Source organism: Tabrizicola sp., from assembly GCF_041913445.1.
In the GTDB taxonomy this organism is placed as follows: domain Bacteria; phylum Pseudomonadota; class Alphaproteobacteria; order Rhodobacterales; family Rhodobacteraceae; genus Tabrizicola.
In genome coordinates this window covers 114262-139163 of the sequence record NZ_JAYSFG010000009.1, presented here as the reverse complement: position 1 = coordinate 139163, position 24902 = coordinate 114262, and the positions used below count along the sequence as shown (strand labels likewise).

Sequence of the window (24902 nt, the reverse complement as noted above, 5' to 3'; positions counted from 1 at the left end):
AGGCGGCGGGCCCGCGAAGGTAAAGATCAGGCGCTGGCGGCGAGACGGGCCTGCGCCCCGGCCGGATCGCGCAGCACGTAGCCGCGGCCCCAGACGGTTTCGATGTAATTGTCACCACCCGTCGCCTCGGCCAGTTTCTTGCGCAGCTTGCAGATGAAGACGTCGATGATCTTCAATTCCGGCTCGTCCATCCCGCCATAAAGGTGGTTCAGGAACATCTCCTTGGTCAGCGTCGTTCCTTTGCGCAGGGAAAGGAGTTCCAGCATCTGATATTCTTTCCCGGTCAGATGCACGGCCTTGCCATCGACATCCACCGTCTTGGCATCCAGATTGACCGAAACGCGACCGGTCTTGATGACCGACTGACTGTGGCCCTTGGACCGGCGGATGATGGCGTGGATGCGGGCGACCAGTTCTTCGCGGTGGAAGGGCTTGGTCAGGTAGTCGTCGGCCCCGAAACCGAAGCCTTTCAGCTTGTTTTCAGTGTCATCGGCGCCGGAGAGGATCAGGATCGGCGTCTCCACCCGCGCCTGGCGCACCTGGCGGAGGACTTCATGGCCGCTCATGTCCGGGAGGTTCAGGTCCAGAAGGATCAGGTCGTAATCGTAAAGCTTCGCCAGGTCGATCCCGTCCTCGCCCATGTCGGTGCAATAGACGTTGAGATTTGCATGAGTCAGCATCAATTCGATGCTGCGCGAAGTGGTAGGGTCGTCCTCAACAAGCAGAATGCGCATTCGTTAAATCTCCGCTCAGATGGTTCATCGTTAACGACTTTGGCGGTCAATGGTTAACGTTGGGTTACTATGCCAGAGCGTGAGTCGAATAACACTTAAAGTTGTCTGTATTTCTGGATCGCTGTGACTTTCAGGCCATCCTCGCCATGCTTGGCCACGGCTGAACGCCACAGGGCGAACTCTTCCTCCGACAGGGCATAGCGTTCCAGCGCCTCCTTCTCGGAAATCAGGCCATAGACCACCGCCCTGACCACCACCGCCTTGCGGCTTGCCACCCAGCGGCGGGTATCGGCGGGCGGCAGATCGGCCCGGGTAAGAATGCTGCCATCCGGCAGGGTCACCTGCCTGGGGCCATCGACACGCTTGAGAAACATCGCCGTTCCCTCTTTGGTTTCGTGGCAGGATGGCGGAACAGGCTTAATCAATCCTGAAACGGGGGATTGAGAGTGCACAGCATTTTCATATATTCCCCATCATTCCCGTAACCCGGACAATCGTCATGCCGCGCGACCTGCCGCTGAACTCCCTGGGCTTTGCCAAGCCCCCCGCCGAGACGCGGGTCGTCGTCGCCATGTCGGGCGGCGTCGACAGCTCGGTCGTGGCCGCGATGCTGGCCGAAGAAGGCTATGACGTCGTGGGCGTCACGCTGCAGCTTTACGACCACGGCGCGGCGCTGGCGAAAAAGGGGGCCTGCTGCGCGGGTCGCGACATCCATGACGCGCGCCGCGTGGCCGAGACGATGGGTTTCCCGCACTATGTGCTCGACTATGAGAACACCTTCCGCGAGGCGGTGATCGAAGAGTTCGCCGATGCCTATCTGGCGGGCGCGACGCCGGTGCCCTGCATCCGCTGCAACGAACGGGTGAAGTTCAAGGACCTTCTGGCCACCGCCAAGGACCTGGAGGCCGATTGCATGGCGACGGGCCACTATATCCAGCGCATGACGGGCGACCACGGGCCCGAGTTGCATCAGGCGGCCGATCCCGCGCGTGACCAAAGCTATTTCCTGTTCTCGACCACGCCGGAACAGCTGTCCTACCTGCGCTTCCCCTTGGGGCACCTCGCCTCCAAGGCGGAGACGCGGGCGCTGGCGGCCAAGTATGGGCTGCCGGTCGCGGACAAGCCGGACAGCCAGGACATCTGCTTCGTGCCGAACGGCAACTACGCCGCGGTGATCGAGAAGCTGCGCCCCGGCGCAGCGGACCCTGGCGAGATCGTGGACCTCGACGGCAATGTCCTGGGCGAGCACCGGGGCGTGATCCACTACACCATCGGCCAGCGCAAGGGCCTGGGGATTGGCGGCCTGGGCGAGCCTTTGTACGTCGTTAAGCTCGACCCAGAGACGCGGCGCGTCATCGTGGGCCCCAAGGCCGCGCTTTCGACCCGGATCATCCCGGTGCGCGAGATCAACTGGCTGGGCGACGCGCCCTTCGACAGCCGTCCCGAGTGGCATCTGAAGGTCAAGGTCCGCTCGACCCGCCCTCCACGCGAGGCGATCATCCGCCCGACGGGTCCGACCACCGCCAAGGTGGAACTGCTGTCGCCCGAGGACGGGGTCAGCGCCGGTCAGGCCTGCGTCTTCTACGCCCCCGAAGGCAGCCGCATCTTTGGCGGCGGCTGGATCTGGAAAGGAACCGCTTCGTGAAATCCCTGCTTCTGGCAGCGGCCCTTGCCCTGCCCCTGCCCGCCCTTGCCGAAACGCGCGAGGAGCGGGTGACAGCGGCAGCCGAATATGTCGAGCTGGCGCTGCAGGGCTTCGACATGCCCGCGATGATCGAGACGATGTACCAGCCGATCCTGCAACAGGTCGCGGCCAGCGGCCAGACCCTGACCGAGGACCAGGTGGCGCAGATCCGCCAGCTTTACCTCGACACCTTCACCGACCCGCTGACGAAACTCATGCGGGACCAGGCCGGGATCATGGCGGACATGATGACCCTGGCCGAGATCACCGCGCTGCGTGATTTCTATGCGACGCCCGAGGGCAAGTCGGTCATGGCGAAGCTGCCGCAGCTGACCGCCGCGCAGCAGCCGGGGATCATGGCGCTGATCAACGAGAACATGGAAAGTCTGATGCCGCAGGTCCTTGGCATCATCAACGGCGAGGCGCCCGCCCCGTAAGAGTGAATGAGGGGTGGTGACCCCTTATCCCTGGGGCAGGACCGACAGCACCGAACGCGCGGCGCGCAGGCCCGGGGGCTCTCCGCCCTTGCCCAGACGCTCCATCGTCAGGGCCATCGCCTGCTGCTGTGCCGCCGGGTTGGCCATCACCGCCTCCAGTGCCGGGGCGATCTTCTCGGCGCGGCAGTCCGGGCCGATGAACTCGGGCACCACGCGCGTCTCGCTGACCAGGTTCACCAGCGTCACCGTGTCGATCAGCGCTGCCCGCCGCATGAGCCAGAGCGTCAGCGGATGCATGTCGTAGGCGATGACCATCGGGCAGCCGTTCGCGGCAAGTTCCAGCGAGACGGTCCCCGAGGCCGCAAGCGCTACTGTGGCCGCCGCGAAGGCTCCGCGCTTGGCAGAGGGGTCCTGGATGATCTGCGGGCGCACGGCCCAGGTCGCGGTAAGCTCCTCGACCAGGTCCGCCACCCCGCGAACGGTCGGCAGGGCCACCCGCAGGTTCGTATGGCGCGCCTTCAGACGGGCGACGACCTCTCCGAAAACCGGCGCCAGCCGCGTCACCTCGCCCCGGCGTGACCCCGGCAGGGCAAGCAGGAGAGGCCCCTCGCCTGCAAAGGCGGCGGCCTCCGCAGCGGTGGCGAGCGGTTCGGCGACGACCGGGTGTCCCACGAAGTCGCAGGTCATGCCCGCTGCCGTCATGTAGGGTGGCTCGAAGGGCAGAAGCGCCAGGACATGGTCGATGACCTTCGCCATCCTCGCCGCCCGCCCCGGCCTCCAGGCCCAGACCGAGGGCGCGACATAGTGGATCGTCCGCATCCCGGGCTTCGCCGCCTTGACCAGCGCCGCGACGCGCAGTCCGAAATCGGGGGAATCGATCGTCACCAGCGCCTCGGCGCCGCTGGCCAGCGCGGCTTCGGCCGCCTCGCGAATGCGGCGCTTCAGGTGGAAGTATTTCGGCAGGACCTCGGCAATGCCCATCACCGAGAGCTCCTCCATAGGGAAGAGGCTCTCCATCCCTTCCGCCTGCATCAGCGGCCCTGCCACGCCGGCAAAGGCGACATTGGGCGAGAGAGCCTTCAGCCCCGCCATCAGTGCCGCACCCAAGCGGTCGCCCGAGGGCTCTCCGGCGATAAGGAAGAGCTTGCGTGGTTTGCTCATCGCAGGAATGGGTCCGCGATGCGCCGCTTCAGTGTCCGCGCGGCCCGCGATGCGCCGTCGCGGGTCATTCCCGCGACCAGAGGAACAGGCCCAGGTCGGCGGCCAGGCGCTGCATCTCGGGAAGATCCAGGCAAATGACCGAGCCCGCCTGGAAGGCAACTCCGCCAAGCCCTGCCGCCGCCGCGCCGCGCAACGTCTCGGGGCCGAGGGTCGGAAGGTCGATCCTGCGGTCCTGGCCGGGTTTCGCGGCCTTGTAGAAAAGGCCCCTGCCCCGGGCCGGATCCGGCCGGAGTGTCGTGATCCCCGCGACCTGGGCCAGAAGCGCGTCGGTGCCTGGCAGCGCCTCGACCCCCAGGCAAAGACCCTGAGCCACCACGGCGGCCTGTCCGACATCCACCGCCCCCAACGCCGCGACGATACCGGCGGCCCGCGCCGCATCGGCCTCGTCCCGCGGGGTGACGGTCCCGGCCAGGACGCCTGCGGGCGGCAGCAAGGCCGGGGCGATGTGCTCGACGCCCACGACGGTGAAGCCGAACTCCTCGAAAAGCTCGATCACCACGCGCAACGTGGCGTCATCGCCCTGCGCCATGGCCGCCATCAGGCGGGGCAGCAACCCGGCGGTCGCCTCGTCCAGAAGCGCGGGGTCCAGCCGGGGGCGCGTCACGGCACCGGCGAAGATCACCTGACCGATGCCGTCCCGTTCCAGGGCGCGCAGGAAAGGCACCAACCGTTCGACGCGGAAGCGCAGGTCCACGGTCAGCCCGTCGGGCGTGAAGCCGTCCAGGGCGGCGACGAGTGGGGCTTCCTCCATCGCGGCGGCAAGTGCAGCGGGCAGACGCCCCTGTCCGGCGATGATAGCGGTCCGCAAGGCGCTCACCGCCCGCCCTTGGGGGTCAGGAAGCTGCGGTCGGACTTCGACAGGATGAACTCGGCAATCTCGCGCACCAGAGCGCTGTCGCTTTCCTCGGACAGCTTGCGCGCCCGGTCGAGGAAACTCCCGTCTTCCTGCGCGAGCGTCTGGTACGCCGCGCGAAGCGCCGTGATCTCGGCCCGGTCGACGCCCCGGCGCTTCAGGCCGACGAGGTTCAAGCCATCCAGCTCTCCGCGCGGGCCCTGAACCAGGCCGTAGGGGATGACGTCGTTTGTGACCATCGTCACCGCGCCGATGATCGCGCCCTGCCCGATCCGGACCCATTGGTGGACACCCGAAAGCCCGCCAACGATCACGTCGTCGCCCAGGACGCAATGGCCTGCGATGGCCACGTTGTTGACCAGGATCACCCGGTCTCCGATCTGCGCGTCATGGCCGACATGGGCGCCGGTCATGATCAGGCAGTCATCCCCCACGCGGGTCACCCCGCCGCCGCCCTCGGTGCCGGTGTTCAGCGTGGCCGCCTCGCGGATGCGGCAGCGCTTGCCCACGACAAGACGGGTGCGCTCGCCGTTGTACTTCAGATCCTGCGGGACCTCGCCCACGGTGGCGAAGGGGAAGACGACCGACTCATCGCCGATCTCGGTCCAGCCGGTCACGACGGCATGGGACTTCAGCACCACGCGGGCATGCAGGGTGACTTCCGGGCCGACGACACAGAACGGGCCGATGCGGCAGCCCTCTCCGACGATCGCCCCGGGTTCGACCACGGCCGAGGGATGTACCTGTGCTGAGGGATGGATGCTCATGCCTTGGGCACGTCGAACATCGCCATGAAGGTCGCCTCGCAGGCCAGCTCACCCTCGACGTAGGCCTTGCCCTCGAACTTCCAGACCCGACCGCCGCCGCGCAGGGCCTTCACGTGAAGCTCGAGCACATCGCCCGGCACCACCTTGCGGCGGAACTTCACCCCGTCGACGCCCATGAAGAAGACCTTGGCCGCCTTGTCCACGAGATCCATCGACAGGCCGACCAGAACGCCCGAGGTCTGGGCCATCGCTTCGATGATCATCACGCCCGGGAAGATCGGCATTCCGGGGAAGTGGCCCTGGAACTGCGGCTCGTTCAACGTGATGCACTTGATGCCAACGCAGGATTCGTTGACCACGATGTCGCGCACCTTGTCGATCAGCAGGAACGGATAGCGGTGCGGGATGATCCGCTGGATCAGATCCAGATCGGCAGTCGTCACGGCGGTTGCATCCATCTTGTCGTTCCTTCGAATTTTGGCCCGGGCCTTCCGGTTTGACTACCAACTCACACTTCCCGAGACAAGTTCAGGGGTCGGGGTTCGTGGCCACGTCGCCCGGGGCTTCGTCCGACGGCGCAGTTGCCGGTTCAGCCAGGGCTGCATTCAGCTTGGCGATGGCCTCGTCGGTGATGTCGATGGCGGAAAGCGACACGATCACCAGCCGCTTGTCCAGGATCACCGTTGCCTGCCGTTCCCCCAGGATCTCGTTCAGGACGGGACCGGCAACCTGCAGGAAGGCCTTCCGCTCTTCCTCGCGTTTGGCGACGAGGGCCTGCGCCTTGGCGTCCTGTTCGGCCCGGATCCGTTCCACCTTTTCGTCAAATGCCGCAGCGCGAGAGGAGAATTCCTCGGGGGACAGGGACTTGCGCTGGTCGGTCAGCGCCTGTTCCTCGGCCACGAGCTCGGCCTGGATGCGCTGGTTCTCTTCCTCGAGCGCCGCCGTCGCGGCCCGCTCCCGCTCGATCGCGGCGCGGCCGAAATCGGATTCGAGGAAGAACTGGTCCTGGTCCAGCGTCAGCAGCGAACTTTGCACCTCCTGCGCCTGGGCTGCGGGTGCGCAGAGCAGAAGCGCGGCGGCCAGCAGCCCAAGCCCGGGGCGCGCCATCCTGCGCCACCCTGCCATCGTCAGAACCGGGTCGAGACCGTCAGGTCGAACGACTGTTCCCTGTCATAGTCTTCCTTCTGCACGGCCTTGCTGAAGTTGAAGCGCAACGGGCCGATCGGCGTGTTCCAGAAGACCGAGACGCCGACTGCTGCACGGGGAGTGAAGCTGTCGTCGATCGCCCCGCCGCCATCATTGTCCAGGCTCCAGACCGAGCCGACATCCAGGAAGGCACCGCCGGTGATCCCGTATTCCTCGGGCAGGCCAACCGGGAAGTCCGCCTCGAAGCGCGCGACGGCGAAGAAGTTGCCCCCAAGCGCATCCTGGTCCGTCGCCGCAAGGTCGCGCGGCCCGATGCCGTTCGGCTCGAACCCGCGGATCTTGCCGTTGCCGAAGAAGCGGTCGGTCACCCGCGTGGTGTTGTCGCCCAGCGAGGAGATCGCGCCGCCCTCGAAGATCGCGCGCAGGGTCACTTCCTCGTTCATCACCCGGGTCTCGGCCAGGGCCAGGGCCGTGGTCTCGATGTATTCGGTATCGCCGCCCAGGCCCGCGAAATCCTGACCGAAGCGCAAGAGGACCCCGCCCTTCGGGTTCAGGCCCGTGATGCGGTTGTCGTATTCGTAGGTATACCCGAGCGACACGGTGCTGAGCGCCCCGCGCGAGACTTCCTCGGCAATGATCGCCGAGTTGCCCGAGTAGTTGGACAGCTTGTCCTCGGCCACGCCGATGCGGAGGTCCAGGCTGGACTGTTCGCCCAGGGGGAAGCCGATCCCGGTGCTGAACCCGATGTTGCGCGTGTCGTAGGAGGCATAGTCGGATTCCGAGGTCCGATAGAAGCCGCCGATGGTGAAGCTCAGGTCACGGCCCAGAAGCGCGGGTTCGGTGAAGCTGAAGCTGGAGTTCTGGTTGTCCGATGCCGTCGAGACCGACAGCGACAGCCGCTGTCCGCGGCCCAGGAAGTTGGTTTCCGAGAAACCGACGTTGATCCCGGTGCCCGTGGCCACGGAATAGCTGAGGCCGAAGGAGAGCGAGCCGGTGGGCTGTTCCTCGACGTCGACGTTCACGACGACCTGGTCGGGGGCCGAGCCCTGATCGGCGTTCACCTGCGCGTCGGCGAAGAAGCCGAGTGCGCGGATCCGTTCGGCCGCCTGGCGGATTTCGCGCGGGTTGAAGGGGTCGCCTTCCACCGTCTTGAACTGCCGCCGGATCACCTGATCCAGCGTGGTGGTGTTGCCTTCGATGTCGATGCGTTCGACGAAGACGCGCTCACCGCGGACGATGGCAAACTGCACGTCCACCACCTGCCCGGCGGGATTGCGGGTGAGGCGCGGCTCGACGCGGATGAAGTTCAGACCCTTCTTCAGGGCCAGAGTCTCCATCCGGGTGATGTTGTTGTCGATCAGCAGCGGGCTGTAGGTCTGGCCAGAGCGGATCTTCTGCACCGCCTCAAACTCGGCGGCGTCCAGCCCTTCGACCTCGGACACGGTGGTGACCTGACCGATGTCGTAGGCCACGCCCTCGCGGATGGTGAAGGTCACAAAGGTGGCGTCCCGCTCACGCGAGAGCTCGGCGCTGGCATCCAGCACCTGGAAGTCGATGAAGCCGCGCGACAGGTAGAAGTCTGACAGGACCTTCTTGTCCAGCTCCAGCCGCTCGGCGACATAGGTGTCGCGCTGGATCAGGTTGCGCAGGAAACCGGCCTGTTTCGTCTCCAGCACCTGGCGCAGGCGGCGGTCGGTGAAGGCCTTGTTGCCGACGAAGGAGATGCGCTCGTTCTCGACGACGCGGCCCTCGGTGATCTCGAACACCAGGTCGACGCGGTTGTCGCTGCGGCGGATGATCTTCGGCGTGACCGTCGCGGCCAGACGGCCTGCCACGCGGTAGGCTTCCGCGATGGCGGCGGCGTCGGATTCGGCCTGGCTTGGCGAATAGATACGGCGCGGCTGCGACTGGATCAGTTCCGACAGACGCTCGTCCTTCAGCCGCTTGTTGCCCTCGATGCTGATGACGTTGACGATGGGATATTCCACGACCCGGATCACCAGGGTCGAGCCTTGCGGCACCAGTTCCACCGTCTCGAAGAGGCCCGAGTTCAGGATGCGCTGATAGGCGTCGTTCAGACCCCCCGCCGAGACCTCCTCGCCCCGGTTGATTCCGGCATAGTTCAGGATGGTCGCGGCATCGACCCGCTCGTTGCCTTCGATGGTCACGTTCGAAAACGAAAAGACCTGCGCAAAGGCCGGCGTGAGCATGGGTGCCGAAGCCGTTGCCGAGCCAAGGAAAACCGCAGTCGCCAGCAGACGCGCCCTAGACGTGGCCCTGAACGACCGCCCGTTGGCCGCGCTTTGGGTCATCCGCATGTTGCATCCTCGCCGTGTTTATCTGTTTCCGGATAGCTAACGGGAAAGCCAAGCTTTGTCAAAAGCCTGCGGTCCTTGTGGATAAGTTTGCAACATGTTGTGGCTTAAGGCAATCGGACGGCAGGTCAGGTGGCCCTGACCCGCCGCGCGCCGTTCCGTTACTGGCAGAGCAGATCGCGGCTGAGCCCGAAGAGCATGATGGTCAGCACAAGGCTGAGGCCCACGGTCGTGAGGATGCGCAGCGCCCGGTCCGAAGGGGCGCGGCGGGTCACCGCCTCGTAGGCGTAGAAGACGAGGTGGCCGCCATCCAGAACGGGGATCGGAAAGAGGTTCAGAAGCCCCACGCCGAAGGACAGGATGGCCAGCATCCCGATGAAGCTTTCCAGGCCATTGCGCGCCGCATCACCCGCGGTTTCGGCCATGCCGATGGCGCCCGACAGGTTGCAGCTGGAAATCGCGCCCTGGATCATGTGCCACAGGCCCGAGAAGGTGGTCGTCGTCATCAGCCACATGCTGCTGGCCGCCCCCGTCGCCGCTTCCCAGGGGCCGACGCTACGGACGGCGGGCTCGAAGAACATGCCGGAGTAAAGGCCCAGGAGATAGCGCTCGGTGAAGCCACCGTTGCCGTCGTCCACGGTCCGGATTCTGGGGGCAAGCGAGACCTCGAAGCTTTCGCCGTCGCGCCACACGGTCAGGTCCACGGGTGCGCCCTTGCTGGCACCTACGATTTCGGGCAGCTGGTCGAAATAGCGCACGTCCTGGCCGCCGGCCTTGAGGATGATGTCCCCCTCACGGATGCCAGCGTCCATCGCAGCCGAGCGGATCTGCACTTCGCCCACCACCGGCGCCAGCGGATGCGGGCCGTTCACGGTCAGCTCCTGATCGCCGCGCCGCACGGTGTAGGCCAGCTCGCCCTGCCCCTTCAGCGTGTCGGTGACCGAGCGGAAGGTTTCCCAGCTGGGTGTCACCTGACCCTCGACCGCCAGGATCACGTCGCCGGGCTGCAGGGTGGGTCCCTCGAACGGGAAGGCGCGAAGCGAGCCGACCGTGGGCTCGTCACGCGGGGCGCCCATCGCCAGCGCCAGGCCCACGAGCAGGAAGAAGGTCAGGATGAAGTTGAAGACGGGTCCCGCCGCCACCGTCGCGGCCCGTGCCCAAAGCGGTGCACCTGCCATCGTGTGCCGCCGTTCCTCGGAGGTGAGGCCCGAGACATCACCGCTGCGAACCGAGCTTGCATCGGCGTCACCCAGGAATTTCACATAACCGCCGAAGGGGATCGCGGCGAACTGCCAGCGGGTCCCGCGCTTGTCGGTGCGGCTGAAGAGGACCGGGCCGAAGCCGACGGAAAAGACCTCGGAATGGATCCCCGACCAGCGGCCGACGATGTAGTGGCCGTATTCGTGGACGAAGACGATCACCGACAGCGCGACGACGAAGAACACAAGGGTCCAGGCCGTGCCGCCAAGCGCCGCCACAATCGCTTCCATTACCGCTCTCCTGCCTGCGTCCGGGCAATTTCGCCCGCCTTTAGCCGTGCCAGATGGTCCACGGCCTGCACATCCTCAAGGGTCATGGCGTCATTTTCGTGGCCAAGATCGGGATCGAGCGCCTCAAGTGTTGCTTCGACCACGCCGCTCATGTCCATGAAACCGATCCCCCCCGCGAGGAAGTGATCCAGAGCGATTTCCTTGGCCGCATTGAAAGCCGCCCCCGCAAGCCCCCGCCGCGCCATGACGTCGCGCGCCAGCCGCAGCGCTGGGTAACGGGCGAGGTCCGGGGCGCGGAAGGTCATCTGGCCGATCTGCGCCAGGTCCAGGCGGGCGACGGGCAGGTGCGACCGCTCGGGCCAGTTCAGCGCGTAACCGATGGAATGGCGCATGTCGGGTACGCCCATATGCGCCATGATCGCCCCGTCGCGGTAGCCAACCATCGAATGGATGAGGCTTTCCGGATGGATGATGACCTCGATCTGGTCGGGGGCGACGCCGAAGTATTCCCGCGTTTCAATGACTTCCAGCGCCTTGTTGAACATGCTGGCGGAATCGATGGTGATCCGTTGCCCCATCGCCCAGTTCGGATGGGCAAGCGCCTCGGACACGGTGGCCCGGGCCAGCTGCTCCAGCGGCCAGTCGCGCAGAGCGCCCCCGCTGGCCGTGAGGATGATCCGCTCGACCGCCGACAGGTCCTCGCCCACCAGGGCCTGGAAGATCGCGGAATGCTCGCTGTCGACGGGCAGGATGCGCGCCTTGTGCCGTTCGGCCTCGGCCATCAGCAGGGGGCCGGCGGTTACCAGCGATTCCTTGTTGGCCAAGGCCAGCGTCGCCCCGTGGCGCAGCGCGCGGAAGCCCGGCGCAAGCCCCGCTGCCCCGACGATGCTGCTCATCACCCAGTCCGCCGGGCGGTCCGCAGCCTCGACAATGGCCGGGGTGCCTGCCGCCGCTTCGACGCCCGATCCGGCAAGCCGCTCGCGCAGTTCGTCAAGGCCCGAAGCATCAGCACAGACCGCCACTTCGGCGCGCAGCTCCCGCGCCATCTCGGCCAGACGCGCGATGTTGCGGCCCCCGGTCAGGGCAACGACGTGGAAGGCATCCGATCCGCCCGCCCGCCTGAGCAGGTCCACGGTCTGTTCACCGATAGAGCCGGTGGCCCCGAAGATCGACAGGCTGCGCACCCCTCAGCCCCCGAACAGCCCATGGACCGGGGCGACCAGCCCCAGCGCCAGGACCGCGACGACCGCGCCAATCAGCGCGTCGAACCGGTCGAGCACACCGCCATGCCCCGGGATCAGGTGCGAGGCGTCCTTGACGCCCGCCCGCCGCTTGACCCAGCTTTCCGCGATGTCGCCCAGCTGGCCCGCGAAGGCGACGAGGGCGGACAAAGGCACCAGCGCCCAACTTGCGCCCGTGACCAGCACCATCACCAGCCCGACCAGCGCCGCGCCGATCCAGCCCGCGATGGTGCCGGACCAGGTCTTCTTCGGGCTGACCCGTTCCCAGAATTTCGGCCCGCCGATCATCCGGCCCGCGAAATAGCCCAGCACGTCCGAGGCCACCACGACCGCCACCAGCCAGAGGATCACCGTGGTCCCGCCCGTTTCACGCAGGTCGATCAAGCCGTAGCCCGCCAGCATGATCGCCAGTGCATAGGACCCTGCCAGCCTCCGGTCCCGCCGAGGCGTCAGGATCAGCGCCACCGAGGGCACGGCAAGGAACAGCGCCGCGATGTCCGTGCGCAGAACCAGCGCCGCGAGCAGCGCCGCCGAGGCCGCCACCGCCAGCGTGACCGGCGAACGCCGCCGCTGCGGGGCGGTCATCGTCGCCAGTTCCCAGATCATCACCCCGGTCAGGGCCACCACCAGCGCAGAAAAGGCCGTCCCGCCCAGCCAGATTTCCACCGCGCCCACCAGCACCATCACGATGGCCGACAACACGCGTGTCCGCAGATCCGCCCATTTGCCCGACGGTGCGGGCATCTGGTCCATCATTTCAGGACCCCGCCGAAGCGCCGTTCGCGGTTCGAGAATCGCTGGACGATGTTGGCCAGTTCCTCGGGTCCAAAGTCGGGCCAGAGCGTCTCGGTAAATTCATATTCGGCATAGGCGGCCTGCCACGGAAGGAAGTTCGAGGTCCGCGTCTCGCCGCTGGTGCGGATCACGAGGTCCGGGTCGGGCAACCCGCCCGTGTCCAGCCGCTCGGCAAAGGCGGCCTCGGTCACGTGGCGCGGGTCGAGGATGCCCTGCGCGGCCGCCTCGGCAATCTTGCGGACCGCACGGACGATCTCGTCCCGGCCGCCGTAATTGATGGCCACGGTCAGGTTCAGCCGGTCAAGCCCCGCCGTCCGCGCCTCGATGCCGGCCATCATGCGCTGCAGCTTGGGGTCGAGCCGGCTGCGGTCACCGATGAAGCGCATCCGGACACCCGCCTTGGCCAGGCGGTCCGCCTCACGCTCGATATAGCGGGCGAAGATCGCCATCAGGCCCAGGACTTCCTCGGTGGACCGCTTCCAGTTCTCGGTCGAGAAGGCGTAGAGCGTGAGCCACCGGATCCCGAGGTCGGGCGCGGCCTTGACGATTTCCCGCACCCGCTCGGCACCCTTGCGGTGGCCGACGAGGCGCGCCCAGCCCCGGTTGGTGGCCCAGCGGCCATTGCCGTCCATGATGATCGCCAGGTGGTTCACGGGTCGCATCGCGACGCCCACCTGCAGGTCCTTCGACAATCGCCACCCCTCCACCAGCAGGTCAGACCTGCATGATCTCTGCCTGCTTGGCCTCAAGCGCCTTGTCGACGGCGGCGATCGCCTTGTCCGTCAGGTCCTGCACTTCGTCGGACCAGAATTTCTGGTCATCCTCGCTCATGCCTTGCGCCTTGGCCTTCTTGATCTGGTCCATCCCGTCGCGCCGGACGTTGCGAATCGCAACCTTCGCGGCCTCGGCATATTGCGCGGCAACTTTGGTCAATTCGCGGCGGCGTTCCTCGTTCAGCTCGGGGATCGGCAGGCGGATCAGCGGGCCGTCGGTCACCGGGTTGATCCCGATGCCGCTTTCGCGGATGGCCTTCTCGACCTTCGAGATCATGCCCTTGTCCCAGACGTTGATCACGACCATCCGCGGCTCGGGGACGTTCACGGTGCCCAGCTGGTTGATGGGCGTCATCTGACCATAGGCATCGACCTGGATCGGCTCGACGATCGAGGCCGAGGCGCGCCCCGTCCGCAGCGAGGCGAATTCCGTCTTCAGCGCCGCCATCGCGCCATCCATCCGGCGCTGGATTGCATCGGTGTCGATCTCGATCTCTTCATGGGCCATGGTGGTCTTCCACTCTCGTTCACGGTTCGACGCCCTTCATAACGGCGCGGCTGCGGAATTCAAAGGGCGACAAGAAACTGGGAACACACCACGAACCAAAGGAAGAACCAAGGGATGATCAGGACACCCAGATAGGCCCGTCCCGACCGCCGTGCGGCGCGCAGGTAATCGCTATCATACCGCATCGCCAACCATGATGCCTTGCGGCCCGTTTCGCGTCGCCACCGCTGCATCTCGTAGACGCTAAGGGCAATTGCCGGTCCGATCGCGATGAGAAATGTCAGCAGCGCGCCAAGCGCAGTCCACATCAGTCCTGCACCCGGGTATAGGTCCCCTGCCCCGCCAGGATCCCCCGGAACCCGCCGGGTTCGTCCAGCGAGAAGACGATGATCGGAAGGTTGTTGTCCCGCGCCAGCGCAATCGCGGTTGCGTCCATCACGCCCAGGTGCTTCTCGAGCACCTCGTCGTAGGTGACATGGTCGTAGCGCTTGGCATCCGCGTGTTTCTTCGGGTCCTTGTCGTAGACCCCGTCCACCTTGGTGCCCTTGAAGATCGCCTGGCAGGCCATCTCGGAGGCGCGCAGCGTCGCCGCCGTGTCGGTGGTGAAGTAGGGGTTCCCGGTCCCGGCTGCGAAGATGCAGACCCGTTTCTTCTCCAGGTGCCGGACGGCGCGGCGGCGGATGTAGGGCTCACACACCTGGTCCATCGGGATTGCGCTGATGACGCGGGTGAAAACGCCCAGGCTTTCCAGCGCCGACTGCATCGCCAGCGCGTTCATCACGGTGGCGAGCATCCCCATGTAGTCGGCCGTCGTCCGCTCCATCCCCTGCGCGCTGCCCTGCAGGCCCCGGAAGATGTTGCCGCCGCCGATGACCATGCAGATCTCGACGCCCATGTCGCGGACCGACTTCACCTCTTCGGCGATGCGCTGGACGGTCGGAGGATGCAGGCCGTAGCCCTGGTCACCCATCAGTGCCTCGCCCGAGATCTTCAGCATCACGCGGGTGTATTTGGTGGCTGTCTCCGGCATGGGACCCCTGCATCTCGTTTTATGTTTGGACTGGCGCGCAAAATGTCGCAAAACCGCGACGGGTTCAACCAGGGTTTCCAGTGCGCATCGACGGCATCTCACGCGAGGCTCCGGTTCTGATCGCGGGTCCGACCGCAAGCGGCAAGTCGGCGCTTGCGATGGAGCTTGCCGCGCGCGACGGCCGGCTGGTCGTCAACGCAGACGCCCTGCAGGTCTATGCCAACTGGAGGATCCTGACGGCCCGCCCCAGCGCGGCCGACGAGGCCGCGCTGCCCCATGCGCTATACGGCCATGTGGCGGGAGATCAGGTCTACTCGGTCGGGCACTGGTTGCGCGATGTGGCGCCGCTTCTGGACCGGCCCGTGGTCATTGTCGGCGGCACGGGCCTGAACTTCAACGCCCTGACCAGGGGCCTTGCCGAAGTGCCCGAGGTGCCGCCCGAAGTCCGGGCCGAGGCCGATGCCCGCCGCGCAGCCGAGGGTCACGCGGCTCTTCTGGCCGACCTCGATCCCGCCACCGCGGCCCGGATCGATCGGCAGAACCCGGTGCGCATCCAGCGCGCCTGGGAGGTCCTGCGGGCCACGGGACGGGGCCTTGCCGCGTGGCAGGCGGATACGCCCGCGCCGCTTCTGCCGCTTGCGGGTGTCGAGCCGGTGGTACTGGTGCCCGAGGTGGACTGGCTGAACGCCCGCATCGACCGGCGCTTTCACCAGATGCTCGCCGAAGGCGCGCTTGACGAAGCTCGGGCGAACCTGCCCGGCTGGGATCCGAAACGCCCCTCGGCCAAGGCGATCGGCGGAGCAGAGCTGATCGCCCATCTGCGCGGGGAACTGCCGCTGGAAGCCGCTGTCGAGGCCGCCACTCTGGCCAGTCGGCAATATGCCAAGCGCCAGCGGACCTGGTTCAGATCGAACATGAAGTCATGGAAGAAGGTTTCCCTTCCCTGACGGGGACTTGCACGCCGCAGTTGCAGCGCCTTTCCGCTTATCCACAGGCTTTTACACAGATTAATGGAACATCGGTGGACAACTCCGCCGGAAAGCGGTGGAATTCGCTTGGGTCTGCCAGCGGGCCCTGATTTACTGCCCCGGTCAGCGCCTCTGCCACAGGATCTGCCGCGAAATGTTGAAGTCCGCCCCTGCCTCGCAGCTTCGTCTCGTTGCCATTCCCCGCCTCGCCGCCGGGGGTCGCTGGCGCGTGGAAGCAATGCGCTCGCTGTCCGAACCCTGCCTTCTGTGGTTCACCAAGGGCCAGGGGCGCATCACGATCTCGGGGGTGACGCGCGGCTACACGGCACATAATGCGGTCTTCATCCCCGCGGGCGTCATGCACGGCTTCGAAGCCGGGTCGCAGGTGTTCGGGACGGCGGTCTTCTTCGGCCGCGATCCCAAGGTCGTCCTGCCCAAGGCGCCGCTGCACCTGCGCATCCGCGAGGTCCATGCCCAGCAGGAAGTGAACGTCCTGCTTGATTCGATCCTGCGCGAGTTGGAAAGCGACACGCCGGCGCATGAACGTGCGACCGAAGCCTATGTCGGCCTTCTGGGCGTCTGGCTCGAGCGGCAATCCAGGAAGGCCGACCCGCTGGAAAGCCCGCGCCAGGATGCGACGCGCCGGCTTGTCGCGCGCTATACCGCTCTGCTGGAGCGGAACTTCCGCACCGGCATGAACGTGGCGGACTTCGCGGCCGCGCTGGGCGTGACGCCCACCCACCTGACGCGCTGCTGCAACGCCGCCTGCGGCCGGCCGGCCAGCGCACTTCTGCAGGACCGCCGCATCTTCGAGGCCCGCAAGCTTCTGGCCGAGACGAAGATCCCCGTCGGCAAGATCGCCGAGCAGCTGGGCTTCAACTCGCCCGCCTATTTCACCCGCGCCTTCCAGCATCTGACCGGAAAATCGCCGACAGCCTTCCGGCGGGCGGGCTGACGGATTTTTTGCCCGGCCGGTAAAGGAATCGACAAATGGATGTCGGTTTTGGATGCCAAGGGTCGAAACCAGTCGTTGACGCACGGCCGAAAAAGATGCGCAATAGGCGTGGGGAGGTGCGGCCTGCATGGCTGCCGGATCATGCCGGAATCGGCTGGATCGCTGCGGGGTCATGATGGCAAGCGCTGCCGCGAACAACAGAAAAAAACCTGACAGGGAGACCAAGATGAAAGACATGATCCACGAGGCGGGCCTGCACTCGGCCGCGAAGATGTACGCCTCGGAATATGCCGAGGGCAAACTCAGCCGCCGCGAATTCCTGACCCGCACCACCGCGCTCGGCGTCTCGGCCGCCGCGGCCTATGGCCTGATCGGCCTGCCCGCCCCGGCCCAGGCGCAAGAGGCCAAGGTCGGCGGCGCGATCCGCGTCGCGATGGAAGTGAAGGGCACCAAGGACCCGCGCCTGGCCGACTGGCCGCAGATCGCCAACATCTACCGCGGCTGGCTGGAATATCTCGTCCAGTACAACAACGACGGCACCTTCGAAGGCCGGCTCCTGGAAAGCTGGGAAGCGAACGAGGATGCGACCCAGTACACCATGAAGATCCGTCAGGGCGTCACCTGGAACAATGGCGAGCCCTTCACCGCCGATGACGTCGTACGCAACTTCGCCCGCTGGACCGACGGCAACGTCGAGGGCAACGCGATGGCCTCGCGCTTCCCGGGCCTGGTGGACGAAGCCACCAAGACCCTGCGCGAAGGCGCGGTGGTCAAGGTCGACGACTCGACGATCCAGCTGAACCTCACCGCCTCGGACATCGCGGTCATCGCGAACCTGTCGGACTACCCGGCCGCCGTCGTCCATTCGTCCTTCCAGGACGGCCAGGACCCGGCAACGAACCCGATCGGCACCGGCCCCTACATCCCGCAGGAAGTCTCGGTCGGCCAGCGCGCGATCCTGGTCCGCGCACCGAACCACACCTGGTGGGGTGGGACCGCTCCCCTGGACCAGATCACCTATGTCGACTTCGGCACCGACCCGGCCGCGATGGTTGCGCTCTTCTCCTCGGACGAGGTGGACGCCAACTATGAATCCGTGGGCGAATTCATCGACATCCTCGACGGCATGGGCCTGGTGAAGGAAGAGCTCGTTACCGCCTCGACCATCGTCGTGCGGATGAACTCGTCCTCTGACCTCTACAAGGACAAGGCCGTCCGTTCGGCGATCCAGCTGGCGGTCGATCCCAAGGTGGTCCTGGAACTGGGGTACAACAACCTCGGCAAGACCGGCGAGAACCACCACATGTTCCCGATCCACCCGGAATATCCGGAGCTGCCGGCCCAGACGATCAACCCGGCGGGCCTGATGCCGGCGCTGGAAGCGGCCGGACTGAAGGATGCCGAGTTCGAGGTGATCTCGCTGGACGACGGCTGGGAATCGGCGACCACGGCTGCGGTTCAGGCCCAGCTCAAGGACGCGGGCATGAACATCAAGCACACCGTCATGCCGGGCTCGACCTTCTGGAACGACTGGCAGAAGTATCCCTTCTCCTCGACGACCTGGAACCACCGCCCGCTCGCCGTGCAGAACATGAGCCTTGCCTACACCTCGACCGGCTCGTGGAACGAAACGGCGATGGCGAACCCCGAGTTCGACGCGCTGATGACCGAGGCGCTGTCGATCGCGGATGCGGACAAGCGGCGTGAACTGGCGGCGAAGATGGGGACGATCCTTCAGGAAGAAGGCTACATCATCAACCCGTTCTCGCGGTCGCTGTTCAACCACCACAAGGAAGGCTTCCTGGGCCTCGCCCATCACCCGGCCTTCGAACATCACCACTACAAGTGGTCGATGGCCTGAACGGCCTGACCGGCTGAAAAAGACGAAGGGGCGCGCCCGTCGCGCCCCTTCCCGGGGGTGTTTTTCCAAAATCGAGGGACCGGCATGGGAGTGTTCGTGCTGAGGCGTCTTGGGGTCATGCTGCTGACCGCCATCGCCCTGACCTTTGTGGTCTTCTTCCTGACGAACCTGCAGCCGAACCTGGAAAAGCTGGCCCGGACCGAGGGCTCTGTCCGCATGACCGAAGAGGCCGTGCAGGACTGGATCGCCCAGAACGGCCATTCCGGGTCGGTCTTCCTGCGCTATGGCCAGTGGCTGGGCGTCGTGCCGGGCTGGACCTACACCGACGAGAAGGGCCAGATGCGCGGCCGCTGCTTCGAGATCGGCGATGACCCCGCAGCCGCTCCGACCTATTGCGGATTGCTGCAGGGAAACTGGGGTTATTCGACCTTCTTCAAGACGCCCGTGATGGACTCGCTGGGTGAAAAGCTCGCCGCCACCGGCTGGCTGATGCTGGCGGTGATGCTGGTCATGGTGCCGTCGTCACTAATCCTGGGGGTCCTGTCGGGGATGCGTGAGGGTTCGGCCACCGACCGGACGCTGTCGACCTTCTCCATCGCCTCGACCGCCACGCCGGAATACGTGTCCGGCGTCGTGCTGGTCGCGCTCTTCGCCACGGCGGCCACGGGCCTCTCACCGATCCTGGCCGAATACGGGCTGATCGAGCCGAAGAAGACCCTGTTCCTTGCCTCGGCCACCTCGGCGATGGACGACATCACCTTCTGGAACTTCACGCTGCCGGTCATGACCATCGCGCTTTACGGCATCGGCTACATCGCCCGGATGACCCGCGCCTCGATGACCGAGGTGATGACCCAGCAGTACATCCGAACCGCCCGGCTGAAGGGCGTGCCCTTCAAGACCGTGGTCATGCGCCACGCGCTGCGGAACGCGCTGATCGCGCCCTTCACGGTGATCATGCTGCAGTTCCCGTGGCTTCTGAACGGCGTCGTGATCGTCGAAAGCCTGTTCAACTACAAGGGCTTCGGCTGGACGCTGGTCCAGGCGGCCTCGAACAACGACATCCCGCTCCTGCTGGCCTGTTCGGTCGTGGCGGTGGTCGTCGTCCTGCTTACGCAGCTGATCTCGGACATCGGCTATGTCTTCCTGAACCCCCGCATCCGGCTGGCCTGAGGAGGTAACGCGCATGGACTTCCTCACCTGGACGGGAACGGCGGGAACGGTTCTGGTCCCCGTCATCCAGATCGCGGCACTGGTGCTGGCGGTGGCGCTGGTGGCCAAGCTGGTCTTCGTGCTCGCGGGCCTGGACGGGCCGGGGCTGCCGGGACCGGACGGCGCCGTCGCCGCCCGCGCCCCGGGCCTCTACGCCAGCCTGGTCATCCGCTACAGCTTCTTCGCGGCCCTTGCCGCCTTCGTCCTGATCCTGGCCGCCGGGGCCGTCATGCCCTCGCCGGTCGAGGCCGGCATCCTGGGTGCGATGGCCTTCCGGTTCTGGCCGGTGTGGCTTTGCCTTGCCGTGACCTTCGTCCTGTCGATCCGCTTCCGCCGTCGCCTTGGCCTTTACGGCAAGCTTTTCGATTCCACCGTGGGCATGATCGGCTTTGCCATTGTCATGTTCTGGGTCTTCACCGCGATCTTCGCCGACGTGATCATCACCCAGGATCCGTTCACGCAGCTTTCCGGCCTGAAGAACGATGTCCCCGGCGTGGCCGCGCCCGACAGCCCCTACGGCTGGTATCTTCTAGGAGGCGACCACCTGGCCCGCGACGTCTTCAGCCGCATGGTGATGGGCGCCCGCGAGGTGCTGAAGATCGCACCCGCAGCCACGCTTTTCGCCTTCATGGTCGGCATCACGCTCGGCCTGCCCGCGGGCTATTTCGGCGGGCGGCTGGACACGGTGATCTCGTTCCTTGCGAACCTCGTCCTCGCTTTCCCCGTCATCCTGCTCTTCTATCTTCTCGTCACGCCCGAGATCCGGGACACCGGCATCCCGATCGTGCTGGCGGGCCTGTTGTTCCTGTTCCCGATCATCTTCCTGACGGTCCTGTGGAACAGCCGCTACTACACCAACCCGCCGCAGCGGAACCTCTACGTCGGGATCACCCTGGTCCTTGGCCTCTGGGCCTATTCGGGACTTGCCTTCAACATGGACCCCCTCGGCGTCTGGTCGATGGAGCCGAACATGCTGAACGTCTTCGTCTCGGTCGTCTTCGTGAACTCGCCCGGCGTGTTCCGGATCGTCCGCGGCCTCGTCATGGACATCAAGGCGCGCGACTACGTGGCCGCCGGCCAGACCCGCGGCGAAGGCCCCTGGTACATCATGCTGTGGGAAATCCTGCCCAACGCCCGGGGGCCGCTGATCGTGGACTTCTGCCTGCGCATCGGCTACACCACGATCCTTCTCGGGACGCTCGGCTTTTTCGGCCTCGGCGTCTCACCGGACAGCCCGGACTGGGGCTCGACCATCGACGACGGGCGGAAGCTTCTGAACCTCTTCCCCCACCCCGCGCTTGCACCAGCCCTTGCCCTCATGAGCCTCGTCCTCGGCCTGAACCTCCTTGCCGACGGCCTGCGCGAAGAAAGCCTGAAGGATTGATGCCATGACCGATACCGCCTGGGACCCGTCGCAGCCGATCCTGGAAATCGAGCATCTCTCGATCTCGTTCTTCACACGCCTGCGGGAAATCCCCGCCGTGATGGACTTCTCCTGCAAAGTCATGGCCGGTGAGGCGATGGGGCTGGTGGGCGAATCCGGTTGCGGCAAGTCCACTGTCGCGCTGGCCGTCATGCGGGAACTGGGCAAGACCGGCCGCATCGTGGGCGGGTCGATCAAGTTCAAGGGCCGCGACCTGACCACGATGAGCGCGGAGGAGTTGCGCCACATCCGCGGCTCTGAGATCGCGATGATCTACCAGGAGCCGATGGCCAGCCTGAACCCCGCGATGAAGGTCGGCGCGCAGCTGGCCGAGGTGCCGATGCTGCATTCCGGCATGTCCAAGGCCGAGGCGTGGAAACTTGCCCGCCAGATCGTGGCCGACGTGCGCCTGCCCGACCCCGACCGCATCATCAACGCCTATCCGCACCAGCTGTCGGGCGGCCAGCAGCAGCGCATCGTCATCGCGATGGCCCTGATGGCTAAACCAGCGCTTCTGATCCTCGACGAGCCCACCACCGCGCTGGACGTCACTGTCGAGGCCGGGATCGTCGACCTGGTGAAGGAGCTGGGCGAGAAGTACGGCACCTCGATGCTCTTCATCAGCCACAACCTTGGGCTGGTGATGGACGTCTGCGACCGCATCTGCGTGATGTATTCGGGTGAGGCGGTGGAGACGGGGAATGTCGTCGAGGTCTTCGACGAGATGCGCCATCCCTACACCCAGGCGCTCTTCCGCTCTATCCCACTGCCCGGCGCCGACAAGAACGCCCGGCCGCTCATCTCCATCCCCGGCAACTTCCCCCTGCCCCACGAACGCCCGCCCGGCTGCAACTTCGGGCCCCGCTGCGACTATTTCCAGAAGGGCCGTTGCGACGCCGCCGAGGTGCCGATGTACCCGGTTCCCGACAGCGACCGGCACGAAACCCGCTGCTTCCGCTGGGCCGAGATCGACTGGGACGCGCCCCCCGCCAAGCGCGAGGTGAAAGAGAAGGCCGAGATCGGCCGCGTCGTCCTTAAGATGGAAGACCTGCGGAAATATTACTCTGTCTCGGGCGGTGCCTTCGGCGGCGGCACGAAGAAGGTCGTCAAGGCCAACGAGACGCTCAGCTTCGAGGCGCGCGAGGGCGAGACCCTGGCCATCGTCGGCGAATCCGGCTGCGGCAAGTCGACCTTCGCCAAGGTGCTGATGGGGCTTGAGACGGCGACGAGCGGCTCGATCATGCTGTTTGACGAGAACGTCCAGTCGACCCCGATCCAGAAGCGCAACACCGACACCGTCAGCCAGGTTCAGATGGTGTTCCAGAACCCCTTCGACACGCTGAACCCCTCGATGTCGGTGGGCCGCCAGATCATCCGCGCGCTGGAGATCTTCAAGTTTGGCAAGTCCGACGCCGAGCGTCACCAGCGGATGCTGGAACTTCTGGACCTCGTGAAGCTTCCCCGCGCCTTCGCCGAGCGGATGCCGCGCCAGCTGTCGGGCGGCCAGAAGCAGCGGGTCGGCATCGCGCGCGCCTTCGCGGGCGGGGCCAAGGTCGTCGTGGCGGACGAACCGGTCTCGGCGCTGGATGTGTCGGTCCAGGCCGCTGTCACCGACCTTCTGATGGACATCCAGCGCGAAAACAAGACGACGCTTCTTTTCATCAGCCACGACCTGTCGATCGTCCGCTACCTGTCGGACCGTGTCATGGTCATGTACCTGGGCCACGTGGTGGAGATGGGCACGACCGACCAGGTCTTCCAGCCACCCTATCACCCCTATACCGAGGCGCTCCTTTCGGCGGTGCCGATTGCCGACACCAAGGTGGAACGCAAGCGCATCGTGCTGGAAGGCGACATCCCCTCGGCGGTGAACCCGCCGCCGGGCTGCCCGTTCCAGACCCGCTGCCGCTGGAAGAGCCAGGTGCCCGGGGGCCTTTGCGAACGTGAAGTGCCGCCGGTTCAGGTGCTCGAGGGCGGCCACCAGATCAAGTGCCACCTCTCCCGCGAGGTACTGTCGAAGATGGAACCGGTCATCAAGATGGCCGCGGAATAGCCTGGCACGGGTACAGGGTGGGCGATCCAGCCCACCTTCCCTACCCGAGAATCGCCTTCACGTAATTCTCGGTTTCCGCATAGGGCGGGATGCCGTTGTAAGCCTCAACCGCGCCGGGACCGGCATTGTAGGCAGCAAGCGCCAGATCCCAGCTGCCGAACTTGTCGAACATCATCCGCAGGTAACGCGCACCGCCTTCGAGGTTCGCCTCGGGGTCAGTGATGTCGACGCCCAGAAGTTCCGCCGTTTCGGGCATCAGCTGGGCAAGACCCGTGGCCCCCTTGGACGACACGGCGATGACATTCCAGCCGCTTTCCTGCTGCACCAGCCGCAGGAACAGATCCTCCGGCACGCCATGCTTACGGGCGGCGGCCTTCGCCACCTCAAGATACTCGCCCTTGTAGCTGCCGCGATAGGCCGGGATCCCCTCGGCCGCCGCGGTCTCCTCGCCCTTCTTGTATTTGGGCGTGTGCTTCACGGAGCCCGAGTACTGCCGCTTCAGCTTCCGGTCGATCAGGTCGGCCTGTGATTCGAAGATCGCCGCCCGCGACTTGGTCGAACCGGAGAGGTTCAGCCCCTCGGCCATGACCGGGACGGACCCGCCAAGGATCAGCGCCGCAACCGCAATCTGGCAGACAACCTTCATCCGGACCTTCACCCCACGCGCCTGGCGCTGACGCGGCAGACTATAGCCGCTCGGCCCGGTTTTTCCAGACCGCAGTTCTGCGGCATTCCAGACCTTGCCGATGCCCGGTTGGTTGCAGCCGACGGGTAGCACGGTATAGGTTTGTTAACCATCCGCGGCGAAGCTGCCCGGGACATCTGCAAGGGAGAATCGCATGGCGGGGTCAGTCAACAAGGTCATCCTCATCGGCAACCTCGGCCGCGACCCCGAGGTGCGCAGTTTCCAGAACGGCGGCAAGGTGGTCAACCTGCGCATCGCCACGTCCGAAACCTGGCGCGACCGGGCCACCGGCGAACGGAAAGAGCGGACTGAGTGGCATTCGGTGGCCATCTTCAACGAAGCGCTGGGCAAGATCGCCGAGCAGTATCTGAAGAAGGGCAGCACGGTCTACATCGAGGGCGCGCTGGAAACCCGCAAGTGGCAGGACCAGTCCGGGCAGGACAAGTACACGACGGAAATCGTTCTGCGGCCCTACAACGGCAACCTCACCCTGCTTGGCGGCCGTGATGGCGGCGGGTCGGGCGGCGGTGGCGGCTATGACGACCGCGGCGGCTATGACGAAGGCGGCCAGGGTGGCGGGTACGGCGGCGGGTCGTCCTCGGGCGGCGGGCGCGGCGGCTTTGGCGGCGGATCCTCCTCGGGCGGCGGCGGTGGCCGCTCGGACATGGACGACGAAATCCCGTTCTGACCCACTGGTCCGGCGGCTCTGGACCTTGACCAGCCTAATCCCTATATAATCGGTCAACAACCC

At 65.9% G+C, this 24902-nt stretch carries 25 protein-coding genes; 9 read left to right on the top strand and 16 right to left on the bottom strand.

Annotated elements, in window-relative coordinates:
* Nucleotides 1-26: 26 nt before the first annotated feature.
* A complete protein-coding gene (ctrA, locus tag ACE3Q6_RS12410) occupies nt 27-734 on the bottom strand; it encodes a response regulator transcription factor CtrA (protein ID WP_374432565.1) in 708 nt (235 codons plus the stop codon).
* Between the two features lie 95 nt (nt 735-829).
* On the bottom strand, nt 830-1108 hold the full coding sequence (locus tag ACE3Q6_RS12405) for a DUF1153 domain-containing protein (protein ID WP_374432564.1): 279 nt from the start codon (nt 1106-1108) through the stop codon (nt 830-832).
* A gap of 125 nt (nt 1109-1233) precedes the next feature.
* On the opposite strand from ACE3Q6_RS12405, the gene mnmA reads away from it, so the two are divergent.
* Nucleotides 1234-2379 carry a tRNA 2-thiouridine(34) synthase MnmA gene (gene mnmA, locus ACE3Q6_RS12400; protein WP_374432563.1) on the top strand — a complete coding sequence of 382 codons (1146 nt, stop codon included), beginning with the start codon at nt 1234-1236 and terminating at the stop codon, nt 2377-2379.
* A complete protein-coding gene (locus ACE3Q6_RS12395; protein ID WP_374432562.1) occupies nt 2376-2855 on the top strand; it encodes a DUF2059 domain-containing protein in 480 nt (159 codons plus the stop codon). The genes mnmA and ACE3Q6_RS12395 overlap by 4 nt, the downstream gene beginning before the upstream one ends.
* A 24-nt stretch (nt 2856-2879) precedes the next feature.
* Here ACE3Q6_RS12395 and lpxB read toward each other — a convergent pair whose 3' ends face one another.
* The 13 genes from lpxB to pyrH all read right to left on the bottom strand — a co-directional run bounded on the left by lpxB (nt 2880) and on the right by pyrH (nt 14994).
* A complete protein-coding gene (gene lpxB, locus ACE3Q6_RS12390) occupies nt 2880-4016 on the bottom strand; it encodes a lipid-A-disaccharide synthase (protein WP_374432560.1) in 1137 nt (378 codons plus the stop codon).
* Between the two features lie 64 nt (nt 4017-4080).
* A complete protein-coding gene (locus ACE3Q6_RS12385; protein ID WP_374432559.1) occupies nt 4081-4893 on the bottom strand; it encodes an LpxI family protein in 813 nt (270 codons plus the stop codon).
* Entirely contained in the window at nt 4890-5696 is an 807-nt protein-coding gene (gene lpxA, locus ACE3Q6_RS12380; protein WP_374432558.1) for an acyl-ACP--UDP-N-acetylglucosamine O-acyltransferase, read from the bottom strand. The genes ACE3Q6_RS12385 and lpxA overlap by 4 nt, the downstream gene beginning before the upstream one ends.
* Complete coding sequence (gene fabZ, locus ACE3Q6_RS12375; RefSeq protein WP_374432556.1) at nt 5693-6154, bottom strand: 3-hydroxyacyl-ACP dehydratase FabZ; 462 nt, start codon at nt 6152-6154, stop codon at nt 5693-5695. Before fabZ ends, lpxA begins: the two co-directional genes overlap by 4 nt.
* A gap of 70 nt (nt 6155-6224) precedes the next feature.
* Nucleotides 6225-6803, bottom strand: a complete 579-nt coding sequence (locus ACE3Q6_RS12370) for an OmpH family outer membrane protein (RefSeq protein ID WP_374432555.1) — start codon at nt 6801-6803, stop codon at nt 6225-6227.
* Between the two features lie 20 nt (nt 6804-6823).
* Nucleotides 6824-9154, bottom strand: a complete 2331-nt coding sequence (gene bamA, locus ACE3Q6_RS12365; protein WP_374432698.1) for an outer membrane protein assembly factor BamA — start codon at nt 9152-9154, stop codon at nt 6824-6826.
* A 164-nt stretch (nt 9155-9318) separates the two neighbouring features.
* Nucleotides 9319-10647, bottom strand: a complete 1329-nt coding sequence (rseP, locus tag ACE3Q6_RS12360) for an RIP metalloprotease RseP (RefSeq protein ID WP_374432554.1) — start codon at nt 10645-10647, stop codon at nt 9319-9321.
* Nucleotides 10647-11831, bottom strand: a complete 1185-nt coding sequence (gene dxr / locus ACE3Q6_RS12355; protein WP_374432551.1) for a 1-deoxy-D-xylulose-5-phosphate reductoisomerase — start codon at nt 11829-11831, stop codon at nt 10647-10649. The genes rseP and dxr overlap by 1 nt, the downstream gene beginning before the upstream one ends.
* 3 nt (nt 11832-11834) lie before the next feature.
* Nucleotides 11835-12641, bottom strand: a complete 807-nt coding sequence (locus tag ACE3Q6_RS12350) for a phosphatidate cytidylyltransferase (protein ID WP_374432695.1) — start codon at nt 12639-12641, stop codon at nt 11835-11837.
* Complete coding sequence (gene uppS / locus ACE3Q6_RS12345; protein WP_374432692.1) at nt 12641-13345, bottom strand: polyprenyl diphosphate synthase; 705 nt, start codon at nt 13343-13345, stop codon at nt 12641-12643. The genes ACE3Q6_RS12350 and uppS overlap by 1 nt, the downstream gene beginning before the upstream one ends.
* A 52-nt stretch (nt 13346-13397) precedes the next feature.
* Nucleotides 13398-13964: a ribosome recycling factor gene (frr, locus tag ACE3Q6_RS12340; protein WP_374432550.1), complete on the bottom strand. Its 567-nt coding sequence runs from the start codon at nt 13962-13964 to the stop codon at nt 13398-13400.
* 59 nt (nt 13965-14023) lie between these two features.
* A complete protein-coding gene (locus ACE3Q6_RS12335; protein ID WP_374432549.1) occupies nt 14024-14272 on the bottom strand; it encodes a hypothetical protein in 249 nt (82 codons plus the stop codon).
* Nucleotides 14272-14994 (bottom strand): UMP kinase, encoded by a 723-nt coding sequence (gene pyrH / locus ACE3Q6_RS12330; protein ID WP_374432548.1) that lies wholly within the window; start codon nt 14992-14994, stop codon nt 14272-14274. The genes ACE3Q6_RS12335 and pyrH overlap by 1 nt, the downstream gene beginning before the upstream one ends.
* A gap of 80 nt (nt 14995-15074) precedes the next feature.
* On the opposite strand from pyrH, the gene miaA reads away from it, so the two are divergent.
* The 6 genes from miaA (at nt 15075) to ACE3Q6_RS12300 (ending at nt 23466) form a co-directional block, all read left to right on the top strand.
* Nucleotides 15075-15941 carry a tRNA (adenosine(37)-N6)-dimethylallyltransferase MiaA gene (gene miaA / locus ACE3Q6_RS12325; protein ID WP_374432547.1) on the top strand — a complete coding sequence of 289 codons (867 nt, stop codon included), beginning with the start codon at nt 15075-15077 and terminating at the stop codon, nt 15939-15941.
* 175 nt (nt 15942-16116) lie between these two features.
* Nucleotides 16117-16917 carry a helix-turn-helix domain-containing protein gene (locus tag ACE3Q6_RS12320; protein ID WP_374432546.1) on the top strand — a complete coding sequence of 267 codons (801 nt, stop codon included), beginning with the start codon at nt 16117-16119 and terminating at the stop codon, nt 16915-16917.
* A gap of 226 nt (nt 16918-17143) precedes the next feature.
* Nucleotides 17144-18778, top strand: a complete 1635-nt coding sequence (locus tag ACE3Q6_RS12315) for an ABC transporter substrate-binding protein (protein WP_374432545.1) — start codon at nt 17144-17146, stop codon at nt 18776-18778.
* Nucleotides 18779-18862: 84 nt separating this feature from the next.
* Nucleotides 18863-19951, top strand: coding sequence for an ABC transporter permease (locus ACE3Q6_RS12310; protein WP_374432544.1), 1089 nt, complete (start codon nt 18863-18865; stop codon nt 19949-19951).
* A 13-nt stretch (nt 19952-19964) separates the two neighbouring features.
* Nucleotides 19965-21374 carry an ABC transporter permease gene (locus ACE3Q6_RS12305; protein ID WP_374432543.1) on the top strand — a complete coding sequence of 470 codons (1410 nt, stop codon included), beginning with the start codon at nt 19965-19967 and terminating at the stop codon, nt 21372-21374.
* Nucleotides 21375-21378: 4 nt separating this feature from the next.
* Nucleotides 21379-23466 carry a dipeptide ABC transporter ATP-binding protein gene (locus ACE3Q6_RS12300; protein WP_374432542.1) on the top strand — a complete coding sequence of 696 codons (2088 nt, stop codon included), beginning with the start codon at nt 21379-21381 and terminating at the stop codon, nt 23464-23466.
* Nucleotides 23467-23506: 40 nt separating this feature from the next.
* Here the strand turns inward: ACE3Q6_RS12300 and ACE3Q6_RS12295 are convergent, their stop codons facing one another.
* A complete protein-coding gene (locus ACE3Q6_RS12295; protein ID WP_374432541.1) occupies nt 23507-24112 on the bottom strand; it encodes a lytic transglycosylase domain-containing protein in 606 nt (201 codons plus the stop codon).
* Between the two features lie 193 nt (nt 24113-24305).
* Between ACE3Q6_RS12295 and ssb the strand changes: the two genes are divergently transcribed.
* The gene (gene ssb / locus ACE3Q6_RS12290; protein ID WP_374432540.1) at nt 24306-24839 is read left to right on the top strand and encodes a single-stranded DNA-binding protein; all 534 of its coding nucleotides are present in this window, start codon (nt 24306-24308) and stop codon (nt 24837-24839) included.
* Nucleotides 24840-24902: the final 63 nt, after the last annotated feature.

Coding starts and splice junctions, on each gene's coding strand:
- ACE3Q6_RS12350 (WP_374432695.1), bottom strand. CDS start 12,641: ATGGACCAGATGCCCGCACCGTCGGGCAAATGGGCGGATCTGCGGACA.
- uppS (WP_374432692.1), bottom strand. CDS start 13,345: ATGCGACCCGTGAACCACCTGGCGATCATCATGGACGGCAATGGCCGC.
- ACE3Q6_RS12335 (WP_374432549.1), bottom strand. CDS start 14,272: ATGTGGACTGCGCTTGGCGCGCTGCTGACATTTCTCATCGCGATCGGA.
- mnmA (WP_374432563.1), top strand. CDS start 1,234: ATGCCGCGCGACCTGCCGCTGAACTCCCTGGGCTTTGCCAAGCCCCCC.
- pyrH (WP_374432548.1), bottom strand. CDS start 14,994: ATGCCGGAGACAGCCACCAAATACACCCGCGTGATGCTGAAGATCTCG.
- ssb (WP_374432540.1), top strand. CDS start 24,306: ATGGCGGGGTCAGTCAACAAGGTCATCCTCATCGGCAACCTCGGCCGC.
- ACE3Q6_RS12295 (WP_374432541.1), bottom strand. CDS start 24,112: ATGAAGGTTGTCTGCCAGATTGCGGTTGCGGCGCTGATCCTTGGCGGG.
- lpxA (WP_374432558.1), bottom strand. CDS start 5,696: ATGAGCATCCATCCCTCAGCACAGGTACATCCCTCGGCCGTGGTCGAA.
- ACE3Q6_RS12300 (WP_374432542.1), top strand. CDS start 21,379: ATGACCGATACCGCCTGGGACCCGTCGCAGCCGATCCTGGAAATCGAG.
- ACE3Q6_RS12310 (WP_374432544.1), top strand. CDS start 18,863: ATGGGAGTGTTCGTGCTGAGGCGTCTTGGGGTCATGCTGCTGACCGCC.
- ctrA (WP_374432565.1), bottom strand. CDS start 734: ATGCGCATTCTGCTTGTTGAGGACGACCCTACCACTTCGCGCAGCATC.
- ACE3Q6_RS12370 (WP_374432555.1), bottom strand. CDS start 6,803: ATGGCGCGCCCCGGGCTTGGGCTGCTGGCCGCCGCGCTTCTGCTCTGC.
- rseP (WP_374432554.1), bottom strand. CDS start 10,647: ATGGAAGCGATTGTGGCGGCGCTTGGCGGCACGGCCTGGACCCTTGTG.
- ACE3Q6_RS12320 (WP_374432546.1), top strand. CDS start 16,117: ATGTTGAAGTCCGCCCCTGCCTCGCAGCTTCGTCTCGTTGCCATTCCC.
- lpxB (WP_374432560.1), bottom strand. CDS start 4,016: ATGAGCAAACCACGCAAGCTCTTCCTTATCGCCGGAGAGCCCTCGGGC.
- frr (WP_374432550.1), bottom strand. CDS start 13,964: ATGGCCCATGAAGAGATCGAGATCGACACCGATGCAATCCAGCGCCGG.
- bamA (WP_374432698.1), bottom strand. CDS start 9,154: ATGACCCAAAGCGCGGCCAACGGGCGGTCGTTCAGGGCCACGTCTAGG.
- ACE3Q6_RS12315 (WP_374432545.1), top strand. CDS start 17,144: ATGAAAGACATGATCCACGAGGCGGGCCTGCACTCGGCCGCGAAGATG.
- ACE3Q6_RS12305 (WP_374432543.1), top strand. CDS start 19,965: ATGGACTTCCTCACCTGGACGGGAACGGCGGGAACGGTTCTGGTCCCC.
- fabZ (WP_374432556.1), bottom strand. CDS start 6,154: ATGGATGCAACCGCCGTGACGACTGCCGATCTGGATCTGATCCAGCGG.
- ACE3Q6_RS12405 (WP_374432564.1), bottom strand. CDS start 1,108: ATGTTTCTCAAGCGTGTCGATGGCCCCAGGCAGGTGACCCTGCCGGAT.